Origin of the sequence: Mesorhizobium sp. M1252 (assembly GCF_040318265.1) — a bacterium.
Classification (GTDB): domain Bacteria; phylum Pseudomonadota; class Alphaproteobacteria; order Rhizobiales; family Rhizobiaceae; genus Mesorhizobium.
This window is the reverse complement of the sequence record NZ_JAMYLX010000024.1, coordinates 1-20,875: the sequence shown is the minus strand read 5'-3', so window position 1 is coordinate 20,875 and position 20,875 is coordinate 1. Positions and strand designations below refer to the sequence as shown.

The following is a 20,875-nucleotide window of genomic DNA, read 5'->3' as shown; positions in this document are numbered from 1 at the left end:
CAGCCGCCCCGCAACAGAGGTCGACCACCTCCAAGCCCGGCTTCAGCCCGGTTGTCGCAAGCGCCATCTTCGCTGCGGTCGCGCTTGTCATGCTGCTCTTTCCTAGCCTTTGCAAGAACACGAACCTCGGCTTCGGTCGGAATGGCAACGTGGCGAAGGGCGATCCGATCTGCGTCAAGCTCATCGCCACGGAAGAGGCGAATGATAGGCAGCCCCACTACCGCCTGATCACCACCGGCGGCCGCCGATGTTCCCAGCATTCGCGTTCCAAGGTCGGCATGTCGTGCTCCTCGCTGGCATAGCCGAGGCAGAAATAGCCGATCAGCGTCCATTCGGGCGGCGTGTCGAGAATTTGGGCCATCTCGGCCGCATCGAGGATCGACACCCAGCCCATGCCGATGCCCTCCGCCCGCGCCGCCACCCACAGTGTGTGCACTGCCATGACGGCCGAATAGTCGATGGTCGCCGCCATGGTCATGCGACCGAGCCCATGGCCTTGTCGGGTCGTGTGGTCGGCGAAGACCGCGAATTGACAGGGCGCCTCGTCGAGCCCGGCAAGCTTCAGCCGGGCATAGAGTGCGGCGCGCTCTCCCGAAAAGCGCGTGAGCGCCTCGGCATTGCAGCGCTCGAAGCAGTCTCTCACGGCAGTGCGCCGCTTGAGGCTCTCGACCACTACGAAGCGCCAGGGCTGGCTGAGGCCAACGGAGGGCGCAATGCTGGCGAGCTCGAGCAGGCGTTCCAGCGTACCCTCTGGCAGAGCCGTTGGCTCGAAGCGCCGCACATCCCTGCGCCAGCGCAGCAGCGTGATCAGCCCGGAGCGAAAATCGTCGGTGAAATCTGGAGGTGACGGCATGGCGGTCTCGTTAGGTATGGATTGGGCACTAGGGAGTACAGTGTGGACAGCCTCTGCCTATTGCCAAGCTGGCTTGTTGCGTCCGACAATCGCGTCATGCGACCCCAACCGCAAACGATAGAAAAATCTTTCCTGGTGGGCGGCGCTATTACGATGCAATCGACCAAGCCAGTTTCGATCAGCTCGCAGGGCGGTGAATCGTGTACCAGGCCGTTGCTAAATGCGCCATTGACACTCAGGCGCACCCGTATCGCTCACCAAGCCTCGGAACGAGGAGAACGTCGGCCTGGAACGCGGAGACGGCGACAGGCGTCTCAGCTTGCATATACTCGTTCCTACAGCACCGCCTGCAACTCAGTTTGCTTCCGACCACGACCGGCCTCGACGTCCCCGAAGATTCCCAGGTCATTCGGCAGATACCATCGTCTGACGTCATAGCGCCGCAGCGGACAGCACCAGCTGCCCAATTTCATTTGGGGCATCGCTGAGCTTCCAGTCGCCACCGCAATTTCGTCTTCCAGCAGCGTCAGGCATGACCCAAAATTGGAGCTCATCCCTCTCACGGTCAATTCGCGCTCGAATTACATGTTCTACTTTCGTTCACTGTTCGGACGACACATTAGAAAGAGCTGGAATGGAACCTATCATCAGCCCTACGACAGCCGCCAAAGGCGGCCGCTGTTCAAGCCCGCCGAAAAGTTTGGATGCCGTTCACAAGGGGAAAGCATTGGTGGGACCATGCCGGAACCATCTACCTCTTTGTTCTTCTCGGAGAAACATCGCCCGGGCCAGTGGTCTCTCGGAGAGTAAAAATAACTGACGCGCATCAGGGCTCGCGCATGTGGAACGCGATGAGCATCCCCAGTTACTGGCACATTCTACAATCAGCTACCAACTGACAAACGTATGGCAGGAGACGGATGAGACGTGGACGGTGTTCGACCGTCGTACCGCAGAGTCGCCATGTCGCATTTAGAAGGTCCTAATATTTGATGCAAATGGCTGGGAACGTTGCTCACCCTCAACTCGGAGGTGACCGTTGCCATAAACAGCGGATGGGCTGGTGCCGTCATGAAGTTGGAAGGCGACTTGCCTCCTCTAGCCGTTTTCGCAACCTATCCCGTCGCCGTCTCGGTCAAGATCATAGATATCGGTGCCTACGACAGAGACCGGCCCGTGTACGTATGCGGGACCATTGCCCTTTCCGGAGGAACAGTCGACATCGCTGGCGATTGGAACACAGGCGCCTGTGTAGTTAGGGTCGCAGGATTCTTGGCCATGAGCGCTGCTGATGAATGACGCCAGAACCAGAGCGACCGCGCCTAGACGACCAAACCCCATCAAATACCCGCCAGCTAACACCCAAGAAATCTTAGCGGGCATTTTAGCTCCATGCAATATTAGCGCTGGCTTGGGCGCCTATATATCACCACCAAGCTCCAAAGAGATGAGTTATTGCCCGACTGCTGATCAAGATCGCGTTGAGGGTCGCGCGATGGCGGGCTACTTGATTTCGGTTTGGAAGATGCGTGGCCAAAGACCGACGCGTGCTGCCAGGGATGTGCATCTGCGGCGGGGTTTGACTTTTGGTATTGCTAGGCAGGAAGGTCGCTTGCTGTACAGAGGAGCTTATTGCCGAGGTTGAGAATCCTAGTACCGATCGATGGTGGTGCATCCCACAGCAGTCTGATTTGCGACAGCCGTCGTCGAGCCGGAGTGCGCATCGCCCTCTTCGGTGAGGCCTCCGTAAGCGTCTGCGACGACCGACAGAGTCGACAAGCACGCGCTTCGTTCAGCGCCCCGAGGTGATCATGGCTGAAAAGCGGTCCTACAAGGGCGGGCGATGTTAGCCTTCAAGGCCGACAAGAGGCAAACGCTATGGGATCGTGTGCAGGGCGAGGTCGGCGTCCCGGTCCCGAAGGAGCATAAGAAGGACAAGGCGGAATGGCTGAAGCCGGGACTGGTCGGCCGGGTCACGAGGAGAAGGGCGACGAGAAGCTGCGCCTCGCAAGGCTACTGGAGGCTAACCAAAGAGCGCGGCCAGTCTTGGGTATATTGTACGATTGTTACCTAAGCGGCGGCCGCATGGACTCTCATCATCGTGGAACTACATTGCCACAATGGCACAGCTCTTTGAATCCGCCCCAATGAGCGCTTCATTTCAGATGATCGTCGACCACTACGAGACAGCGGTTTCACTCCAGGAGCGCATTGTAACTCGCGCTCGACAAGTCGGCTTGGCGACCAAAAGCGATGACGAATTTCTGGAGCATTTGAATGCGGCGTTAGAGCGGGTGCGCCAAACCCTGGCTGGCGCCGATCAACGCAGTTAAAATGGGACATCCGCGGTCCGCAGGCGTACAGTGTGCCATCGACGGCAACTCTAAGGGCGTCCGTCGGCTGTGAGCGATCAACATGCTTCCGCCCCAATAGGGAGAGGGAGCTATGACAGATTCCAGTTCACAAACTCACACTGCCGCGCAATGCGACACAGGCCAAAATTCCATCTATCGCAATTCGCTGCTGCTTCGAATGTGCTCGGCAGATTTGGCCTTGCTGCAACCTCATTTGGAAAGCGTCTCCCTTGGACTGAAGACGCATCTCGAAGTGGCGGGGTCTCCAATCAGAACCGTGTACTTCTTCGAGAGCGGTCTCGGGTCAGTGGTGGGCGAACTGCGGCCTGGTATTGAAGCTGAGATCGGAATCATAGGTTGTGAGGGTATGACCGGCTCAGCGCTTATCATGGGCGATGACCGGTCAACGCACGATTGTTACGTCCAATTAGAAGCCCGAGCCTTTGTTATCGACGCGGGCCTCTTCACCAAGGCGCTTTTGACAAGCCCAACCCTGCGAAGTTTTCTGCTCCGCTACGTTCACTACTTTCACCTCCAGGCAAGCTTCACCGCGCTCAGCAATGCCCGGATGAACATCGTCGATAGGCTCTCAAGATGGCTGGTGATGTGTGATGATCGCGTCGAGGGGAACAGCTTTGCGATTACGCACGAGTTCTTATCAGTTATGCTCGGTGTCAGGCGGCCCGGCGTCACCATAGCGCTGCAAACCTTGGAGGGCCAAGGTCTGATACGCTCAAGGCGAGGAGAGGTAGTCATTCTTGATCGCGCGCGTCTAATTGCGCTGGCTGATGGGTCATATGGCAGGGCTGAAGCCGAATACGCTCGGCTAGTCGGCAAACTGCATTGACCGCAGGCGCCGCGGCGTCCGTAGCGCCGCGACGGTGATCGCCAACGAATGTGTTCGAACAGGAGATGGTCGATTTCCTGCATTGGAGTCATGTCCGGGTAAGCCGCCTAGACAGAGCCTTCACCGCCGACGTTGCCGAGCATCGGGATCCAAGACGAAGCTGTCATGCCGGCACCGCTGCATGCGCCACGCGAGGAACAAACCGCCCCTCGCAGTCGTTCAGGATTGCGAAGCACGATACGGCTGTGCACCACCTTCCGGTGACTCCAAAGGAGACCCGAGATGACTCGGTCCGTAGAGGAGGTTTTCGAAGAGCATCTGAGGCTTCGCGCGGCAGGCGATCTCGAGGAAGCTGGAGCAATGGCGAGACTCATTGCGCCAGCCGCATAGCCTTATCTTGCCTCACAACGGGAAGGCTGTTTCGGGACTTTTCGAAATCAGCGGATCACAGGCTCGCCATGGAAGCGGCGGCGCGATGGAGGAGAAACGCCGAAGCCAACTTCCATCATCAGCCGTGGCCTGTGCGACGGCACGGTGCCCATATGGAACCCGAACGGATCCTCGACGAAACCGAAACCGGCCTTGCCGGTCAGCGTGACCGGACTCTGCTTGCCGTAGACGTCCAGAATCTCTTGCGCTGGATGGCCGACGACAAGCGTAAATTGGTGCTTGAGGGCGCGGCGATCATGGCTGCCGCGAACATAGATATGCGGGCCGGTCCCCTCGTCGACGGGCACTAGATAGAAAAAGAACTTCAGCATCCGCCAGTCGTCCAGGTCGAAATGGTATTTGCCGAGCGAAGCCAGGTTCTTGTCGGCGTCCGACGCCTGGCCGGTCGGGAAGCTCCACCAGACGCGCGTCGTGATCAGCGTCGCCTGGCCGCCGAGATAGTGCGCGGCGATATCCATGAGCAGCGGATCGTTTTGGATGGCAACGGCCGACTTACAGCCCAGAATGCGCTCGAAATAATGGCCGCTGAGCAACGGACGGCCAAATCGCGCCTCAGCCTCCGCATGCTCCGCCGGCATGAATTCGAGTCGGCGATCGAAATTGCCGAAACAAGGTGTGCACCTTGCGAATGCGGCTACATCTTCAGCCACCATTGCAGGCAGGACAAGGCCGGGAAAAAGCCCATCCATCCGCAGCGCGTCGACAACGTCGTGGCAATTGACACCGGCAAACATCGTGTCCTGGGCTCTTTGCGGCCTTCGGACCGGCTTTGCACCACGCCAGTGCATTCTCCGTGCCGGCATGGTGCGCGCCAACATGAACATGGGCAGCCACGCCGGATTTTCGCGAATATCCGACAGGTAGGTCGGAATGCGTACGGCTATGCGACGCAGCATGCTGCCGTTTCGCGCGATTGTCTCAAGGCTTGCAGCGCCGGCTTTGTCGGAGTTCATAACGGTCATCGGGGTCCTCAGGTCATGAATGCACTTATCGACGAAGTTGGGTCCCGGTGTTTCGCCGAAACCCGATTCGCCGCGGAAGAACTAGGCGCTTGCCACGTTTTGTGCAACGCACCATTGCAGTGAGAAATGGAGGTTGCGCGTTCGGATAAGACAATCGCAACCACCCCAATTACCTCAGGAACTGTCTGTAGCCGCCGCCCATCAGGAAGCGGCCACGTTGGATGGCGCGGCGTACCTGATCGCGAAGATGGCCGCCTGGATGACGCCAATCTTCTTCGACACGGCGTCTCCCGAACAAGGCAATGGCGACCTCCTGATGAGATGCTCCCGCGAGCGAGCCATCCAAAGCCTGCAGTACAATACGCAGACGCGCTCCGCGGTGTTCCGGCGGAAAGCAAGCAGCTGACACGCGGCGGCAATCATTGATGTCGTTCAGGAACTGAAGGGCAGCGACATGGAACTTGAGGTGCTGCGGCTGAAGGATTGCGTCGACATATAGCCGCAACGGGCGGAGGACGGACGCACCGGAAACGGCGATCTGCAGACTCCGGCAGTTCTCCCTCAGCAGCACGTGCTGCATGCCCGCAGCTGTCAGCAGGATGTCCTTGCAGCATGAGAGCGATGGAAGGTGAAGCGGTTCAAAATCGTGGTCGAGCCCCAGCGGCTCCGCGGCCGCTCGTAGAATACAGGCGCAATCGCGCGGATCCCCAAAGACCCTCGCCGATGTAGCGTCCGACTGTGGCGCGTCCGCGAAAAAGGAGGCTCCATTGTCTTAGGAAAGCCGATTCTGTCGTCAACTCGATTATCTTCATGTCGGCCTGGGCTCCGACAAAGCAGGCGGAGGGTGCCATTTTGGCGTGGTCGCGCTGGAATTGTGGATTGCGCCGAAGAAACTCCCAGGCCCAGCCAGTCCGTGGCAATCGTCTGGCGTAGTGGTAAGCGTCCTGGCAACGCCAGTCCGGCCAGCATACAACGCCGACCGTCGCTTCCTTGGGCAAACCAGCATCCTTCATGGCACAGGTGTCCACAATGGCGCTATGCTGACGGGCCTAGAACCGGTTGCCACAGTACCGGTCCGCTCAGACGTCCCCTGCTGCGGATTCGCAAAAGGCTCGCGTGGGAAATCTCGAGAAACCCAGCCACCGCCTCCGTTTTGCCGACGCACTTGGGTTCTCCGATGCGCGACAATGGCCACGTAGCAAGGCGGAGGATCCGCTCCATGCGCGTGTCCGTCACCGTTACGATCCGGGTCAGATCCTTGGCCAAGCCGAACTCGATCATGCCCGCGAAGAGCTCGTAGGTCGCCTGGGCCAGCCCGCCCGCTGCCTTGGGCGCCGACGGAGGAAGATCGAGCGCGAAACGACTGCTCTCCCATATGTCGGTGGTCGAGGGCACGACGTCAGCACCCAGCAGCACCGGGAAGGTGTCGCGCAACATTGTGGGTCCGGTGCTGGGCAGAAGACGCACGCAACCGCGAATTCGCCAGTCGGATCCTTTGAGGAGCAGATAGACAGGCTTGAGAGCATCAAACGGATCGGATTCCATCTGGTCTTCGGTATCAACTTCCCAATCGAGCCTTTCCTTGAAGACCCGAAACCTGAGCCCATGCATCTCTTTGAGTTCGCCTGCAAACTCGTTGTAAAAGTCTGGTGCTATCAGTTGCATCATGGTCGCCTCCATGTGGGATGTGTTCCCGCCATCGAAGGGCAAAGCTGACATCGATGCAGCCTGTAGAGGTTTACAGGTATCGTGGCTGAGAATCAGGATCTCGTCAGGCCGGAGGCAGCCATTCGTGCAACGGCTTGGTTGATCGTTCGAACGCCAAACTTTGCCTTGGCGTTTTCCAGATGAAAGGTCACTGTGCGCTTTGAGACGCCGAGAAGCTGGCTAGTATCCCAAGCCGACTTGCCGCGCGCCGCCCATTTCAGGCACTCGAACTCCCGCGGGGTGAGCGTTACACCATCCACCACGCGATGATCGGCGAGCCTGCGCCGGACATGGATATGAAAGTTGATGGCCACCAGCTGCAATGCTTTTTCGTAACGTGCCAGTGACCGCAACAGAGGCGGACGGGACTCGTCGGAAGCAAAGGTCAGGGCAGCAAACCGGCCGAGATGATCATGCATGGACATCGTCAGGCCGCCGCAGATGCCAAACTCAGCCGCACTCTCTAGAATTTGTTGCTGCGAATTCGGCAGACAGTGCCGAGCGCGATCCACACCCCAATCGAATGTATCCCAGCCTTGCAGCCCGCGCAGGATGACCGGATCGAGACTGTGGTACCGCTGTTGCAGATAACGTGACGTCCAGGATGAAGGATAGTTTGAAATCAATTGGGGGGCGTCGCCGGAGGCTGACGGGTAGGTGAAATAGGCGAATAGCGGGAAGTCGAAGCCGGCTGCAGCGGAGGCCATTGCCTCACAGAGATCGGCAGCATCAACACTTGCAGACAGTTGCTCGACGAAGTTCTCAAACACGCGATGCATGTGTCCTGTGCGTAACCTCCGTAACGCTCAATGCCAGGCAGAGACCTTGTTTTAGATGATCCCGGACGAATACGGCGCGTGCCGAGAACGTGGCTAATCTGTTGAACCAATCCGAAATAGTCTGACGTTGTCTATGAGCCGTGTGCCGCCGAGCCAGGCGGCGGCAAGCAACCGTGCCGGTCGATCGAGGCTTGTTATCGGCTGCAGATCTGCCTCATCGCGGAGTTCCAGGTATTCGACCTCGCGATAGCCTGCAGTCAGAATTGCTGCGCGAGATTCTGCAAGCGTTGGCATGATGGGTGAGCCGCGCTCAAGCCGCTCAGCCGTCTTGAGCAGGACCGATGATAGCTTGGGAGCAACAGCGCGTTCCGCTGGCGAGAGCCGCACATTGCGCGATGATAGCGCAAGACCGTCGGCTTCACGGACTGTCGGACAGGCAACAATGGTGATTGGAATATCGAGATCCCGGGCCATGCGCCTGACCAGGTGAATTTGCTGAAAGTCCTTTTCGCCAAAGAAGCCGAAGTCAGCGCTGGTCTGCAGGAAGAGCTTGGCGACGACGGTCGCCACGCCGTCGAAATGCCCCGGCCGGAATGTACCGCACAGGCCTTCGCTGACACCGCAAACCGAAACGGTGGTGGCGAAGCCCGCCGGATACATCTCCTCTGCATCTGGCGCATAAAGCAGGTGCGCGCCAACCGGTGCCAGTTTGGCGGCATCCTCGTTCTCGGTGCGGGGATACGCGGCAAGATCGGCCTGGCTGTTGAATTGCTTCGGGTTGACGAAGAGCGTCACTATCACACGGTCTGCCTTCTCGAGTGCAGCGCGCACCAGGCTGAGATGGCCCTCATGCAGGACGCCCATCGTTGGCACCAGGGCTATCCTCACACCTTCGCAGCGCCATGCGGCGACGCTTTCGCGAAGCTGGTCAACGCTCCTGACGATCGGCACGCTCACGCTGCTTCTCCGCTCTTGGTGGCGTCCGTGTCGGCGGGCTTGGGCGCATCGGCAAACACGTGCTCTGCGGCGGGAAACTGGCGCTCCTTCACCTCGCGCGCATAGGAAGCGATCGCAGCCGCAGCCGCCTCCCGGAGTTCAGCATAACGCTTGACGAACTTGGGCCGGAAGTCGCCGAAGAGGCCCAGCATGTCGTCGACGACGAGAATCTGGCCGTCACAGGCTGCCGAGGCACCGATGCCAATGGTCGGGGTCGCCACCTCCTTGGTGATCCGGCGGGCGAGCGCCTCAGGAACCTTCTCCAGGACGACCGCAAAGGCGCCCGCTTCGCCCACCGCAATTGCGTCGCGCCTGATGCGCTCGGCATCCCCGCCCCTGCCCTGTACGCGGTAGCCACCGATGGTGTTGATGGCCTGCGGCGTCAATCCGACATGGGCCATGACGGGCACGCCGCGTGCGGCGAGGAAGCCGATCGTCTCTGCCATCGCTTCGCCGCCTTCGAGCTTGACGGCCGTGCAGCCGGTCTCGGCCATGACGCGCGCGGCATTGCGGAAAGCCTGCTCTGGGCTTTCCTCGTAGGAACCGAACGGCAGGTCGACCACCATCAGCGCCTGCTTGATGCCACGGCGCACCGCCTGGCCGTGCGTGATCATCATCTCCAGCGTGACACCGAGCGTCGAGGGCAGGCCGTGGAGAACCATGCCGACGCTGTCGCCGACGAGCACCACATCACAATGGGGATCGACAAGCCGGGCGACTGGGGTGGTGTAGGCGGTAAGGCAAACGAGCGGCGTCCCACCTTTGCGCGAACGAATATCCGGCGGTGTGATCGCCCTGGTGTCACCATAAGCGCTCATGGGACCGACCCTCCTTCCCCTACGTTACCAGCTGCGGCTGTCGCCTTTGGCACATTTTTGTGCAGGTGCGAAGAGCAAAAAAATGGCCATGCAGCTGCGGGGTGTTGACGTGCCAATTGGCACGCTTACATTAAATCGATTAAGGTGCCCCCGAGCTGGCCAAATAATGGACGATCAGGCAATAGGACTCAGGAAAGACAGAGCCGCCGGCAAGGCCGACAACGTCAAAGTGGACTTGATCGCCTTTGTGGTCGCCGTAAACGGCAGTCAACCCTGTGTCCTCACCATCGGCCAGGCGGACACCTTGCCCTCCGGTCCCTTTGCGCTTGAGCACCGATCGCTGCAATCCGGCTTGAGGGGGTGGGTCGAGCAGCAAACCGGCCATCGGCTGGGGTACATTGAGCAACTCTACACGTTCGCGGATCGGGATCGCATCGGCGCCGAGCGCCAGCAGCGCGTCATCTCCATCAGCTATCTCGCATTGACGCGCAAGGAACAGGCAGCGGGCTCGCCCAAGTGCGGATGGCAGAGTTGGTATGAATATTTTCCATGGGAGGACCACCGCTCCGGCACGCCTGCGGTCGTGCTGGACGTTCTGCGGCCGCGCCTGATCGAATGGGCAAACGGCGTTGGCGATTCGGCCACGCGACGTGAACGCTGGCAGCGGGCGACGATAGCCTTTGGCTTCGACGACCGCCTTTGGAACGAGGAACTCACGCTTCAACGCTATGAGTTAGTCTACGAAGCAGGCCTGGTCCAAGAGGCCGTAAGAGGGCGGGACGCAGGACCCCCGCCGCTGGTGCCCAGCAAGTCCATGGTCGCCGATCATCGCCGCATCGTGGCGACCGGCATTGCGCGGCTGCGCTCCAAGATCAAATACCGCCCAGTCGTCTTTGAGCTGATGCCGCCGGTCTTCACGCTTTTGCAGCTGCAGCGAACCGTGGAGGCGCTCGCCGGCAGGCTCATCCACAAGCCGAACTTTCGCCGACTGATCGAACAGCAGGAGCTGGTCGAGGAGACCGGAGAGGCCACCACTGAGACCGGCGGCCGGCCAGCGAAGCTTTTCCGTTTCCGCCACGCCGTTCTCGACGATAGGCTCATCGCCGGGACAAAATTGCCGCTGGCGCGGGGTTGACATCCCTTATACTCACAGCAAGTATATGCTGGTTATTTTCAGTTAGAGTATAAGCGGGAGGGGGTCTATGGGCGCCATGCTGCCTACGGCCGCGTTGCTCTACGAGCGCGTCCGACGAGTGATCCCGCCGATCGAATGGCCGGCTTTCGCCGAGGATATCGAGGCGATCCTTGCGCTGAAGCGCGAGCGCAACGCGATCATTCTGGCGCACAACTATCAGACGCCCGAGATCTTCCACTGCGTGGCCGACATCGTCGGCGACAGCTTGGCACTAGCTCGCACGGCTGCGACGGTCGAGGCGCAAGTCATCGTGCTGGCCGGCGTCCATTTCATGGCCGAAACGGCCAAGCTCCTTAATCCGGGCAAGACCGTGCTCATTCCGGATCTCAGCGCCGGTTGCTCGTTGGCGGACTCAATCACGGCAGAAGACGTGCGCTTGATGCGCCAGCGTTATCCCGGCGTTCCGATCATCACTTATGTAAATACGTCCGCCGAAGTGAAGGCCGAGTCGGATATCTGCTGTACATCCGGCAACGCCAAGGCGGTCGTCGAATCCCTTGGGGTTCCCCGGGTGATCATGTTGCCGGACGAATATCTGGCCCAGAATATCGCCGCCCAGACAGATGTGCAGATCATCGCCTGGAAAGGGCGTTGCGAGGTGCATGAGCGCTTTACACCGGCCGAGATCCGCGAGTTGCGCGAAAGCCATCCCGGCGTGGTCGTGCTCGCCCATCCCGAATGCCCGCCCGACGTCGTGGCTGAAGCAGATTTTTCCGGCTCGACGGCTGCCATGTCCGACTATGTCGAAAGGCAAAGGCCGCCACGTGTCGTGCTGATGACGGAATGCTCAATGAGCGACAACGTCGCGTTAGCGCACCCAAAGGTCGAGTTCATCCGGCCCTGCAATTTGTGCCCGCATATGAAGCGGATCACGCTTGCCAACATCCGCACGGCGCTCGAGCAGAACCACCATGTCGTAACCGTTGAACCCGGGATCGCCGGGCGCGCGCGGCTAGCGGTCGAACGGATGCTGGCAGTTTGAGCGCCGACCTCCGCAGCTTCTTCGGGCGGCCCATCATCATCGGCGGCGGCATCGCCGGACTGATGACCGCGCTTCAACTGTCGCCGGAGCCGGTGCTTCTTCTGTCAAGGTCGCTGCTGGGAGCTGACAACTCGAGCACCTGGGCCCAGGGGGGCCTGGCTGCAAGTTTCGGCGAAGACGACGATCCGGCAATGCACCTGGCCGATACGGTTGCCGCCGGGGATGGTCTCTGCGACAGAGCCGTGGCGAGCCGCATCCTCCAAGCCGCGCCCAAGGCCATAGAGGGGCTTGCGGGCTTTGGGGTTCGCTTTGACCGCACGCCGGAAGGATCACTGTGCCTCGGATTGGAGGCCGCACACAGCCGACGTCGCATCGTTCATGCGCATGGGGACGGCACCGGGCGTGAGATCATGCGTGCGCTGATCGCGGCTGTGCGTTCCACTCCGTCGATAGTTGTCGTGGAGGGCGTGGAAGCGCGCCGGCTCGCCGTGCGAGAGAATGCGATCCGAGGCGTCTGGGCGAGCTGTTCGATCGCACCTTTCTTCTTCGGCTCACGGCGGGTCGTCCTCGCCACCGGTGGCATCGGGGGACTGTTTCTCGACACCACGAACCCTTGGGGCAGTTGCGGACAAGGCCTTGCGCTTGCGGCCCGCGCTGGAGCTGTCCTAGCCGACCTCGAATTCATCCAGTTCCACCCGACCGCCCTTGACGGCCCAGAACGCCCTATGGCGCTGGTCAGCGAGGCTGTGCGAGGCGAAGGTGCTGCCCTGATCGATGAAACCGGCCAGGCTTTTCTCCAGAGCGTGCCAGGGGCGGAACTTGCGCCTCGCGATGTCTTGGCCCGCGCCGTGTGGAACCATCTTGCGGACGGCCACCATGTTTTTCTCGATGCCCGACAACGGCCAGGCCCAGCATTCGCTCGACATTTCCCGACAATCGCATCAGCCTGCCTTGGAGCGGGCATCAATCCCGCGCGCGATCTCATCCCCATTCGTCCGGCCCAACACTACCACATGGGTGGCGTTGCCGTGGACTGCTCGGGCAGGACCTCCGTCAAGGGGCTGTGGGCCTGCGGCGAAGTCGCTTCGACAGGACTGCATGGCGCCAACAGGCTCGCCAGCAATTCCTTGACCGAGGCAATCGTGTGCGCCCGCTGGGTCGCTGAAAGCGTCGCCGGAACGCCTGCGCGCAGAACAAGGCCTGCGTTTGCGAACGTTTACCCACCGCCCGCTCCGATAGCCGTGCGCGTTTTTCTGTCGCGCGCACTCGGCATCGTCCGGGATGGTCAAGGGTTGAAAGCAGCCGCGCGTGCCTTATTGCCGCTCGCCGAAAGCAAGGATGCGGTCTCGGATCCGGCGGCTGTCGGGCTAATGATTGCTGTTGCCGCCTTGTTGCGCGAAGAAAGCCGCGGCGCTCATTACCGGACAGATTTTCCTCATCATGCGACTGCCGCCCGACGGTCCGAAATCACGCTCGAAGCTGCCTTGGCGGCTGCGCGGGAACTCGGACACTCGCCAAGCTCCGAAGGTGCAAAGTGATGATGCTCTCACCGCTCCCCACGGTCCTGCTTGAGCCGCTTGTCCGGGCATCTCTTCTTGAAGACCTTGGCAGAGCCGGCGACTTGACCACGGACGCCATCGTCCCGAAGGAATACCAAGCGGGAACCGTGTTGGTGGCGCGACAGTCCGGAGTTGTCGCCGGCATCGATCTGGCGATGCTCGCTTTCGGCATGATTGATCCTGGTGTCGAAATCTCCGTGGAGCGGACAGACGGCTGCAATGTCGTGGATGGAGAGGTCATTGCATCAGTGGTTGGCCCGGCCCGAGCCATTCTCACAGCGGAAAGGACGGCACTCAATTTTTTGTGCCATCTGAGCGGCATCGCCACAGCAACGGCATCGATCGTCGCTGCGGTTCGTGGATATGGCGCGAAGATCGTCTGCACCCGCAAGACAACGCCCGGATTGCGGGCAGTCGAAAAGTATGCCGTGCGCGCAGGTGGCGGGTCCAATCACCGCTTCGGCCTGGACGATGCAATTTTGATCAAGGACAACCACATCGCCATCGCAGGCGGCGTCCGGCCAGCGCTCGAGCGAGCACGAAGAGCGGCCGGTCATCTCGTCAAGATCGAAGTCGAAGTCGATACTCTGGCCCAGCTGGAGGAGGTACTTGGCTTCGCTCCCGATGCGGTTCTGCTCGACAACATGTCCCTCCCCGATCTTCGCCGCGCCGTCGCAATGGTCGGTGGCCGCGCTATCACCGAGGCTTCTGGCGGGATCACGTCGCATACAGCGCGAGCGGTTGCCGCGACCGGCGTTGATCTGATTTCGGTCGGCCGACTCATCCACAGCGCGCCGATCCTGGATATCGGCCTCGACCATCGGGGCTCATGATTGTCTGAGTAACGAACAGGATTGGGTCAACTGTCCTTTCCGATCATCATAGTCAGATAGCAAAGACCCGCAAGACAGACCGGAGGAACAGCATGGAGATGCAAACGGCAAGTTCAACGCAGACATCGCCGCACGCTCAATCGCCTGACCCGCCTGACGCTGGAGCGTGGACCCTGGAAAAGGCTCAGGCACTTTACCATGCCCCCTTCAACAATCTCCTCTTCCTGGCGCAGACCGTGCACCGCCAGAATTTCGATCCAAACAAGGTCCAGCTCAGCCGGCTGCTCAGCATCAAGACCGGAGGATGCCCGGAGGATTGTGGCTATTGCAGCCAGTCGGCGCGTCACAAAACCGGGTTGGAGGCGTCCAAGCTGATGGAAGTCAGGCGCGTCATCGCCGAAGCGACCAAGGCGCGTGATGCCGGCGCCACCCGTTATTGCATGGGCGCGGCCTGGCGAAACCCCAAGGCGCGCGACATGGATGCGGTGGTGGCGATGGTCGAAGGCGTCAAGGCGCTGGGCCTGGAGACCTGCATGACACTCGGCATGCTCGATCTTGAGCAAGCCGTGCGACTGAAGCAGGCGGGTCTCGACTACTACAACCACAACATCGATACGTCAGAACGCTACTATAGCGAGATCATCGGTACGCGGAGCTTTGCCGAGCGGCTCGAGACGCTCGAGCACGTTCGCAAATCCGGCATCAAGGTCTGCTGTGGAGGCATTGTCGGCATGGGCGAGGAGCCGGTGGACCGGATCGACATGCTGGTGACGCTGGCCAATCTGCCGGAACATCCGCAAAGCGTTCCGATCAACATGCTGATCCCGATCGCCGGCACGCCGCTTGCAGACGCCAAGCCCATTGAGCCGATCGAATTCGTGCGCGTGATCGCGCTGGCGCGCATCATGATGCCGAAATCGCATGTCCGTCTGTCCGCCGGCCGCACCGCGATGACCGACGAGATGCAGGCGCTGTGCTTTTTTGCCGGCGCCAACTCAATCTTCTTCGGCGACACGCTGCTGACGGCGGACAATCCAGGTGAGGACAAGGATACCCTGCTGTTCCGGCGCCTTGGCATCGAGCCGATGGAACTCGAGGCGCAATGAACGGGGCGCCGCTTGCCCGTTATGATGCGACCTTGCAGGGCCTAGCGCGCAAGGACCGGCTGCGGACGCTTTCGCCCCGCGCCGGGCTGGACTTTTCGTCGAACGACTATCTCGGGCTGGCCGCGTCCAGAAGACTTGGCGATGCGGTTGTGGCGGCGATTGCGCGGGGCACGCCGGTTGGCGCCACCGGGTCGCGGCTGTTGCGCGGCAATGCACCGGAACACGAGCAGCTCGAGGCAGACGCGGCGGCATTCTTTGGAGCCGACCGCGCGCTGTTCTTCGGCAGCGGCTACATCGCCAACTTCGCTCTGCTGAGCGCCCTGCCGCAGAAGGGCGATCTTTTGGTCCTCGATGAGCTCGCCCATGCCAGCATGCATGAGGGTGCGCAGGCCGGGCGCGCACAGTTCGTGCTGGCCGCGCACAACGACGCCACCGCTGTCGAGGATGCGATTACACGTTGGCGCGTCGCAGGCGGCATGGGATGCGTCTGGATCGCGGTGGAAAGCCTTTACAGCATGGATGGCGACTGCGCGCCTTTGGAGAGCCTGGTCGCGCTTGCCGATCGGCACGGCGCATTCATCGTCATTGATGAGGCGCATGCCACCGGCGTCTGGGGACCGGACGGCCGGGGGCTTGCCGCCGCTTTCGAGGGCCGCGACAACATCATAGTGCTCCACACCTGCGGCAAGGCGCTCGGCGCATCTGGTGGGCTCGTGACCGGGCCGAGGGCACTGTGCGAATATCTGATCAACCGTTGCCGGCCATTCATCTACGCGACCGCGCCATCGCCACTGATGGCGGTCGTGGCGCGCGAGGCACTCGCAATGCTGGCCGACGAGCCTATGCGGCGTGTTCAGCTGCATGAACGCGTCGCCAGCGCCGGCCGGTTGGTCAATCGCTGGGGTGTGACACCAAGTGGCTCTCAGATCCAGCCCTTAGTAATCGGCGATGTCAGGCGCACCATGGCAGTGGCGGCGCGCCTGCAGGCCCGCGGCTTCGACATACGCGGCGTTCGTCCTCCGACCGTGCCCGAGGGCACGTCGCGGCTGCGCATCTCACTGACGCTCAATATTGGCGAAGCCGACATTGCCGCCATGGTCGAGGCGCTGGTCGAGGTGTTGGCCCAAACATCACCGGAGGCGATATGACTCAACGCATTGTCATCACCGGAACGGATACCGGAGTTGGCAAGACCGTGTTTGCCGCTGGGCTCGCCGGTTTGCTGGACGGCTTTTACTGGAAACCGGTGCAATCGGGCCTCGACGGCGAGACCGACAGCGAGGTGGTCGCGCGGCTTGCCGGCTTGCCCTCAGAGCGCGTGCTGCCGGAAGCCTACCGCTTGCGGAGCCCGCTGTCGCCGCATCGTTCGGCCGAGATCGACGGCGTGGCGATCAAGGCTGCCGATCTTGCTTTTCCCGTCCTACCGACGCCGCTCGTCATCGAAGGCTCCGGCGGCCTGATGGTGCCGCTCAACCGGCGCACAAGGTTCATCGACATCTTCGCTGAATGGCGGCTGCCCGTTATTCTGTGCGCCCGCACCACGCTCGGCACCATCAACCACACCTTGCTCTCGGTCGAGGCGCTCCGCGCCCGCTCCATCCCGTTGGCGGGCATCGCTTTCATCGGCGATGAGATGGCCGATACGCAACGGACCATCGTGGAATTCAGCGGTGCGCCGCAGCTCGGCAGGCTGCCGCACCTGGATGTGCTGACGGGCAAAACACTGAGGGACGCAATGGTTGCCGGCTTCGCCTTCGCCTCGATTGCTGGAGGTGACTGATGTCGCAGTCTCATGTGTGGCATCCCTTCACCCAGCACGCGCTCGAGCATGCGACCCCAGAAATCGTCCTGACTGAGGGCGCCTATCTCCACAGGGCCGACGGCGCCCGCATCCTGGACGCCATCTCCTCCTGGTGGGTCGTCACACATGGCCACCGCCATCCCCGCATCATGAAGGCAATCGAGACAACCGCGTCGAGCCTCGACCAGATTATCTTTGCGGGCTTCACGCACGAGCCGGCAGAGCGCTTGGCCAAGGCGCTTGTCGGCCTCGCTCCCGCTGGACTCGACTGGGTGTTCTATTCCGACAGTGGCTCGACCTCAGTCGAAGTCGCGCTGAAGATGGCGCTCGGTTATTTCCGCAACATCGGCGCGCCGCGCTCGCGCATCGTCGTCATGGAGCACAGCTATCATGGTGACACGATCGGAACGATGAGCGTCGGTGCGCGTGGCGTGTTCAACGCCGCCTACGAACCCTTGCTGTTCGAGGTCGACATCATCCCCTTTCCGGCCGCGGGGCACGAGCAGGAGACGCTGGATCGTTTCCAGGCTGTGACCCGCGATCGACGAGCCGCAGCCTTGATCGTCGAGCCGCTGGTGCTGGGCGCCGGCGGCATGCTGATGTATCCAGCATCGGTTCTGGCCGAATTGAAGAAGATCACTGAGGCCTCCGGCACGCTGCTGATCGCCGACGAGGTGATGACCGGCTGGGGACGCACCGGAACCATGTTCGCCTGCGAGCAGGCATCGATTTCTCCAGATATCCTGTGCACCTCCAAAGGCTTGACCGGCGGCACCATCCCGCTGGCCGTAACGCTTGTCACCGATGCCATCTTCCGGGCGCACTATTCCGAGGACCGGAAGAAGACGTTTTTCCATTCGAGCTCCTACACCGCCAATCCGATTGCCTGTGCGGCAGCACTCGCCAATGTCGAGATCTGGCGCGACGAGCCAGTGGCCGAGCGGATCACGGCCTTGAGCGTGATGCAGGCCGTCGGGCTGCAACGCTTTCGGGACAATCCATATTTTGCCGGCTGTCGAGCCACGGGAACGATCGCGGCGCTCGACCTGCGAACCGGTTCCGCAGGTTATCTCGCCGAGATTGGTCCGAAGCTGCGCGCTTTCTTCCTCGAGCGCGGCCTGCTTGTGCGCCCGCTCGGCAATGTCCTCTACCTTCTGCCACCCTATTGCATCGCAGACGACGAGCTCGAACGAGTCTATGACGCCATCGAGGAGGCCGGGGAACGCTTCGGGTCCAGGCCATGAGCAAGTCGTCGCGCATTCTCGGACTTGGCCATCACGTGCCTGGGCGCAAGGTGGCCAATGCCGAGATCGAGAGCAATCTCGGCCTCGAGCCGGGCTGGATCGAAAGGCGTACCGGAATCCGTTCGCGCTTCTGGGCAACGGACGAAGACACGCTGTCGGGTCTTGCCACCCGGGCTGGCGACATGGCGCTGGTGAACGCCGGTATTGCGCGCCACGACATCGGTCTGCTGTTGCTTGCCACCTCGACGCCCGACCATCTTCTGCCGCCCAGCGCGCCGCTGGTCGCACACAAGCTTGGCCTTGGCCGCGCAGGCGCGGTCGATCTGACCGGCGCCTGCGCTGGCTTCATCTATGCGCTCATGTTTGCGGACGGGTTCACCCGCTTGCATGGCAAACCAGCGCTGGTCATCGCCGCCAACATTCTCAGCCGCCGCATCAATCCAGCCGAGCGCGCGAGCTCAGTGTTGTTCGCCGATGCCGCCGGCGCCCTGGTGATCGGTCAGTGCGATGATGCTGATCGGGGCATTCTCGGTGCCTCGGTGGCTTCGGACGGCTCGCGCTACGGGCTGATCCAGATTCCCGCAGGAGGAAGCAACACGCCGTTCCATGGCGACCTCGACCTCGGGCAGACCCGGATGACGATGACCGACGGGCCCGAAATATTCGCAAAGGCCGTCGAGATGATGACCGATTGCTCGACAACCGCGCTAGCCGCTGCGGGAGTGCGGCCACACAATGTCGGCCGGTTTGTGCCGCATCAGGCCAATACTCGGATTTTCGGCGCGGTCGGAAGAAACCTCGGCATTGCTGACCAAGCAATTGTCAAGACGATTGCCGAATGCGGCAACTCTTCGGCCGCGACGGTCCCGCTGTCGCTCTCGCTCGCCAACCAGATGAAGCCATTCCAGCCAGGAGAGAAAATCCTTCTGGCGGCGGCCGGTGCGGGTCTCAGCGGCGGCGCTCTCGTGGTTGGAATCTAGTCGGCCGGCTCACACGCGCAGGACTGGTCATGAATGGCAATAGGTGCAACAGAACCAATGCCAAAATGGCCTTCTGAAGCTCGACATGACCAAGCTGACGCAGCACGACCCGTGCGAGCCTCTGGATGAGTTCAAATGCAACACCCGTTGCACCAACCGTACCATCTGAATAAAGCTCAATTACAAAGGGTGAGCCGCCCCATATATGTCGGATACCCGACATTGTTCACATAAAAGGCTCGATTCTTACACGCTCTTTGCTGGCTGCTCTTTGCTGTGTTCTCTTTTCTCTTTGCTCTTTGCTCTTCCGTCTTGACTAGCAGGAGCCTGCGGCTTATCTCATTGCCGCGTTAGCACTCGCTTCGGCTGAGTGCTAGGCATGCTCCGGCAACGGAGCACCGTTCAACATCCGCACCAAGGAAATCCAAAAATGGCAAAGTCGAATTTCCGGCCGCTGCATGACCGCGTGGTCGTACGCCGGGTCGAATCCGAATCCAAGACCGCCGGCGGGATCATCATCCCGGATACGGCGAAGGAAAAGCCGCAGGAAGGGGAGATCATCGCCGTCGGTTCAGGTGCGCGCGACGAAGCCGGCAAGCTGGTCCCGCTGGACGTCAAGGCCGGCGACCGCATCCTGTTCGGCAAGTGGTCGGGCACCGAAGTCAAGCTCAATGGCGAAGACCTTCTGATCATGAAGGAATCCGACATTATGGGCATCATCGGCTGATTATCGGCCTCACCGTCAACTAATTTCGGGCTTGATCGCAAGCCCCCTGCCAGGAGCTAAAAAATGGCTGCTAAAGACGTAAAATTCTCCCGCGATGCCCGTGAGCGCATGCTTCACGGCATCAACATCCTCGCCGACGCGGTGAAGGTGACCCTCGGTCCCAAGGGCCGCAACGTCGTCATCGACAAGTCGTTCGGCGCACCGCGCATCACCAAGGACGGCGTCACCGTCGCCAAGGAAATCGAACTTTCCGACAAGTTCGAAAACATGGGCGCGCAGATGATCCGCGAAGTTGCTTCGAAGACCAACGACATCGCCGGTGATGGCACCACGACCGCGACCGTTCTGGCGCAGTCGATCGTCCAGGAAGGTAACAAGGCCGTTGCCGCCGGCATGAACCCGATGGACCTGAAGCGCGGCATCGACCTGGCCGTGACCGAAGTCGTCGCGGCTCTCGGCAACGCTGCCAAAAAGATCAAGACCTCCGAGGAAGTTGCCCAGGTCGGCACGATCGCCGGCAATGGCGACGAGTCGGTCGGCAAGATGATCGCCGAAGCGATGCAGAAGGTCGGCAATGAAGGTGTCATCACGGTTGAAGAAGCCAAGACCGCCGAGACCGAGCTGGAAGTCGTCGAAGGCATGCAGTTCGACCGCGGCTATCTCTCGCCCTACTTCGTCACCA

22 protein-coding genes are annotated in these 20,875 nt (G+C 61.1%); 14 read left to right on the top strand and 8 right to left on the bottom strand.

What is annotated here, in order from left to right:
• Positions 1-217: 217 nt before the first annotated feature.
• Positions 218-853 carry a 5,6-dimethylbenzimidazole synthase gene (gene bluB, locus NKH22_RS29160; RefSeq protein WP_352766404.1) on the bottom strand — a complete coding sequence of 212 codons (636 nt, stop codon included), beginning with the start codon at positions 851-853 and terminating at the stop codon, positions 218-220.
• Positions 854-1,864: 1,011 nt separating this feature from the next.
• On the opposite strand from bluB, the gene NKH22_RS29155 reads away from it, so the two are divergent.
• From NKH22_RS29155 to NKH22_RS29145, 3 genes are all read left to right on the top strand, one after another.
• Positions 1,865-2,152: a hypothetical protein gene (locus tag NKH22_RS29155; RefSeq protein ID WP_352912098.1), complete on the top strand. Its 288-nt coding sequence runs from the start codon at positions 1,865-1,867 to the stop codon at positions 2,150-2,152.
• A gap of 821 nt (positions 2,153-2,973) precedes the next feature.
• Complete coding sequence (locus NKH22_RS29150; RefSeq protein WP_155921670.1) at positions 2,974-3,186, top strand: hypothetical protein; 213 nt, start codon at positions 2,974-2,976, stop codon at positions 3,184-3,186.
• 112 nt (positions 3,187-3,298) lie between these two features.
• Entirely contained in the window at positions 3,299-4,054 is a 756-nt protein-coding gene (locus NKH22_RS29145) for a Crp/Fnr family transcriptional regulator (RefSeq protein ID WP_286456141.1), read from the top strand.
• A 437-nt stretch (positions 4,055-4,491) separates the two neighbouring features.
• Here NKH22_RS29145 and NKH22_RS29140 read toward each other — a convergent pair whose 3' ends face one another.
• The 7 genes from NKH22_RS29140 to panB form a co-directional block, all read right to left on the bottom strand.
• Positions 4,492-5,466: a hypothetical protein gene (locus tag NKH22_RS29140; RefSeq protein ID WP_023708080.1), complete on the bottom strand. Its 975-nt coding sequence runs from the start codon at positions 5,464-5,466 to the stop codon at positions 4,492-4,494.
• Positions 5,467-5,635: 169 nt separating this feature from the next.
• Entirely contained in the window at positions 5,636-6,046 is a 411-nt protein-coding gene (locus NKH22_RS29135; RefSeq protein WP_023808079.1) for a DUF2285 domain-containing protein, read from the bottom strand.
• A gap of 58 nt (positions 6,047-6,104) precedes the next feature.
• On the bottom strand, positions 6,105-6,479 hold the full coding sequence (locus NKH22_RS29130) for a transcriptional regulator domain-containing protein (protein WP_352912096.1): 375 nt from the start codon (positions 6,477-6,479) through the stop codon (positions 6,105-6,107).
• Positions 6,480-6,501: 22 nt separating this feature from the next.
• Positions 6,502-7,134 carry an acyl-homoserine-lactone synthase gene (locus NKH22_RS29125; RefSeq protein ID WP_031206361.1) on the bottom strand — a complete coding sequence of 211 codons (633 nt, stop codon included), beginning with the start codon at positions 7,132-7,134 and terminating at the stop codon, positions 6,502-6,504.
• 92 nt (positions 7,135-7,226) lie between these two features.
• Positions 7,227-7,952: a LuxR family transcriptional regulator gene (locus NKH22_RS29120; protein ID WP_286456140.1), complete on the bottom strand. Its 726-nt coding sequence runs from the start codon at positions 7,950-7,952 to the stop codon at positions 7,227-7,229.
• A 93-nt stretch (positions 7,953-8,045) separates the two neighbouring features.
• A complete protein-coding gene (gene panC / locus NKH22_RS29115) occupies positions 8,046-8,909 on the bottom strand; it encodes a pantoate--beta-alanine ligase (RefSeq protein WP_023808077.1) in 864 nt (287 codons plus the stop codon).
• A complete protein-coding gene (gene panB, locus NKH22_RS29110; protein ID WP_023707031.1) occupies positions 8,906-9,766 on the bottom strand; it encodes a 3-methyl-2-oxobutanoate hydroxymethyltransferase in 861 nt (286 codons plus the stop codon). Before panB ends, panC begins: the two co-directional genes overlap by 4 nt.
• Positions 9,767-9,932: 166 nt before the next feature.
• Here panB and NKH22_RS29105 point away from each other — a divergent pair, with 166 nt between their 5' ends.
• The 11 genes from NKH22_RS29105 to NKH22_RS29055 form a co-directional block, all read left to right on the top strand.
• The gene (locus NKH22_RS29105; protein ID WP_023673634.1) at positions 9,933-10,901 is read left to right on the top strand and encodes an NUDIX hydrolase; all 969 of its coding nucleotides are present in this window, start codon (positions 9,933-9,935) and stop codon (positions 10,899-10,901) included.
• Positions 10,902-10,968: 67 nt separating this feature from the next.
• Positions 10,969-11,943: a quinolinate synthase NadA gene (gene nadA, locus NKH22_RS29100; protein ID WP_352912094.1), complete on the top strand. Its 975-nt coding sequence runs from the start codon at positions 10,969-10,971 to the stop codon at positions 11,941-11,943.
• Positions 11,940-13,481 carry an L-aspartate oxidase gene (locus tag NKH22_RS29095; RefSeq protein ID WP_352724204.1) on the top strand — a complete coding sequence of 514 codons (1,542 nt, stop codon included), beginning with the start codon at positions 11,940-11,942 and terminating at the stop codon, positions 13,479-13,481. The genes nadA and NKH22_RS29095 overlap by 4 nt, the downstream gene beginning before the upstream one ends.
• Positions 13,481-14,335: a carboxylating nicotinate-nucleotide diphosphorylase gene (nadC, locus tag NKH22_RS29090; protein WP_352447893.1), complete on the top strand. Its 855-nt coding sequence runs from the start codon at positions 13,481-13,483 to the stop codon at positions 14,333-14,335. The genes NKH22_RS29095 and nadC overlap by 1 nt, the downstream gene beginning before the upstream one ends.
• A 92-nt stretch (positions 14,336-14,427) precedes the next feature.
• Positions 14,428-15,441 (top strand): biotin synthase BioB, encoded by a 1,014-nt coding sequence (gene bioB, locus NKH22_RS29085; RefSeq protein WP_352461166.1) that lies wholly within the window; start codon positions 14,428-14,430, stop codon positions 15,439-15,441.
• Positions 15,438-16,589: an 8-amino-7-oxononanoate synthase gene (locus tag NKH22_RS29080; protein ID WP_352912092.1), complete on the top strand. Its 1,152-nt coding sequence runs from the start codon at positions 15,438-15,440 to the stop codon at positions 16,587-16,589. The genes bioB and NKH22_RS29080 overlap by 4 nt, the downstream gene beginning before the upstream one ends.
• Positions 16,586-17,221, top strand: a complete 636-nt coding sequence (bioD, locus tag NKH22_RS29075) for a dethiobiotin synthase (protein WP_352447895.1) — start codon at positions 16,586-16,588, stop codon at positions 17,219-17,221. Before NKH22_RS29080 ends, bioD begins: the two co-directional genes overlap by 4 nt.
• Positions 17,221-18,486: an adenosylmethionine--8-amino-7-oxononanoate transaminase gene (locus tag NKH22_RS29070; RefSeq protein WP_352912089.1), complete on the top strand. Its 1,266-nt coding sequence runs from the start codon at positions 17,221-17,223 to the stop codon at positions 18,484-18,486. Before bioD ends, NKH22_RS29070 begins: the two co-directional genes overlap by 1 nt.
• Entirely contained in the window at positions 18,483-19,466 is a 984-nt protein-coding gene (gene bioZ, locus NKH22_RS29065; RefSeq protein WP_352912087.1) for a 3-oxopimeloyl-[acyl-carrier-protein] synthase BioZ, read from the top strand. The genes NKH22_RS29070 and bioZ overlap by 4 nt, the downstream gene beginning before the upstream one ends.
• 430 nt (positions 19,467-19,896) lie before the next feature.
• On the top strand, positions 19,897-20,193 hold the full coding sequence (groES, locus tag NKH22_RS29060; RefSeq protein ID WP_019863563.1) for a co-chaperone GroES: 297 nt from the start codon (positions 19,897-19,899) through the stop codon (positions 20,191-20,193).
• A 63-nt stretch (positions 20,194-20,256) separates the two neighbouring features.
• Positions 20,257-20,875 (top strand): TCP-1/cpn60 chaperonin family protein (locus tag NKH22_RS29055; protein ID WP_352659014.1); only part of this gene is annotated, 619 nt, incomplete at its 3' end.

What these genes read in the sequence shown, in the direction of transcription:
- bluB (WP_352766404.1), bottom strand. Translation starts at nt 853, where the DNA reads ATGCCGTCACCTCCAGATTTCACCGACGATTTTCGCTCCGGGCTGATC.
- NKH22_RS29150 (WP_155921670.1), top strand. Translation starts at nt 2,974, where the DNA reads ATGGCACAGCTCTTTGAATCCGCCCCAATGAGCGCTTCATTTCAGATG.
- NKH22_RS29145 (WP_286456141.1), top strand. Translation starts at nt 3,299, where the DNA reads ATGACAGATTCCAGTTCACAAACTCACACTGCCGCGCAATGCGACACA.
- NKH22_RS29140 (WP_023708080.1), bottom strand. Translation starts at nt 5,466, where the DNA reads ATGACCGTTATGAACTCCGACAAAGCCGGCGCTGCAAGCCTTGAGACA.
- NKH22_RS29135 (WP_023808079.1), bottom strand. Translation starts at nt 6,046, where the DNA reads ATGCAGCACGTGCTGCTGAGGGAGAACTGCCGGAGTCTGCAGATCGCC.
- NKH22_RS29130 (WP_352912096.1), bottom strand. Translation starts at nt 6,479, where the DNA reads ATGAAGGATGCTGGTTTGCCCAAGGAAGCGACGGTCGGCGTTGTATGC.
- NKH22_RS29125 (WP_031206361.1), bottom strand. Translation starts at nt 7,134, where the DNA reads ATGATGCAACTGATAGCACCAGACTTTTACAACGAGTTTGCAGGCGAA.
- NKH22_RS29120 (WP_286456140.1), bottom strand. Translation starts at nt 7,952, where the DNA reads ATGCATCGCGTGTTTGAGAACTTCGTCGAGCAACTGTCTGCAAGTGTT.
- panB (WP_023707031.1), bottom strand. Translation starts at nt 9,766, where the DNA reads ATGAGCGCTTATGGTGACACCAGGGCGATCACACCGCCGGATATTCGT.
- NKH22_RS29105 (WP_023673634.1), top strand. Translation starts at nt 9,933, where the DNA reads ATGGACGATCAGGCAATAGGACTCAGGAAAGACAGAGCCGCCGGCAAG.
- nadA (WP_352912094.1), top strand. Translation starts at nt 10,969, where the DNA reads ATGGGCGCCATGCTGCCTACGGCCGCGTTGCTCTACGAGCGCGTCCGA.
- nadC (WP_352447893.1), top strand. Translation starts at nt 13,481, where the DNA reads ATGATGCTCTCACCGCTCCCCACGGTCCTGCTTGAGCCGCTTGTCCGG.
- bioB (WP_352461166.1), top strand. Translation starts at nt 14,428, where the DNA reads ATGGAGATGCAAACGGCAAGTTCAACGCAGACATCGCCGCACGCTCAA.
- NKH22_RS29080 (WP_352912092.1), top strand. Translation starts at nt 15,438, where the DNA reads ATGAACGGGGCGCCGCTTGCCCGTTATGATGCGACCTTGCAGGGCCTA.
- bioD (WP_352447895.1), top strand. Translation starts at nt 16,586, where the DNA reads ATGACTCAACGCATTGTCATCACCGGAACGGATACCGGAGTTGGCAAG.
- NKH22_RS29070 (WP_352912089.1), top strand. Translation starts at nt 17,221, where the DNA reads ATGTCGCAGTCTCATGTGTGGCATCCCTTCACCCAGCACGCGCTCGAG.
- bioZ (WP_352912087.1), top strand. Translation starts at nt 18,483, where the DNA reads ATGAGCAAGTCGTCGCGCATTCTCGGACTTGGCCATCACGTGCCTGGG.
- groES (WP_019863563.1), top strand. Translation starts at nt 19,897, where the DNA reads ATGGCAAAGTCGAATTTCCGGCCGCTGCATGACCGCGTGGTCGTACGC.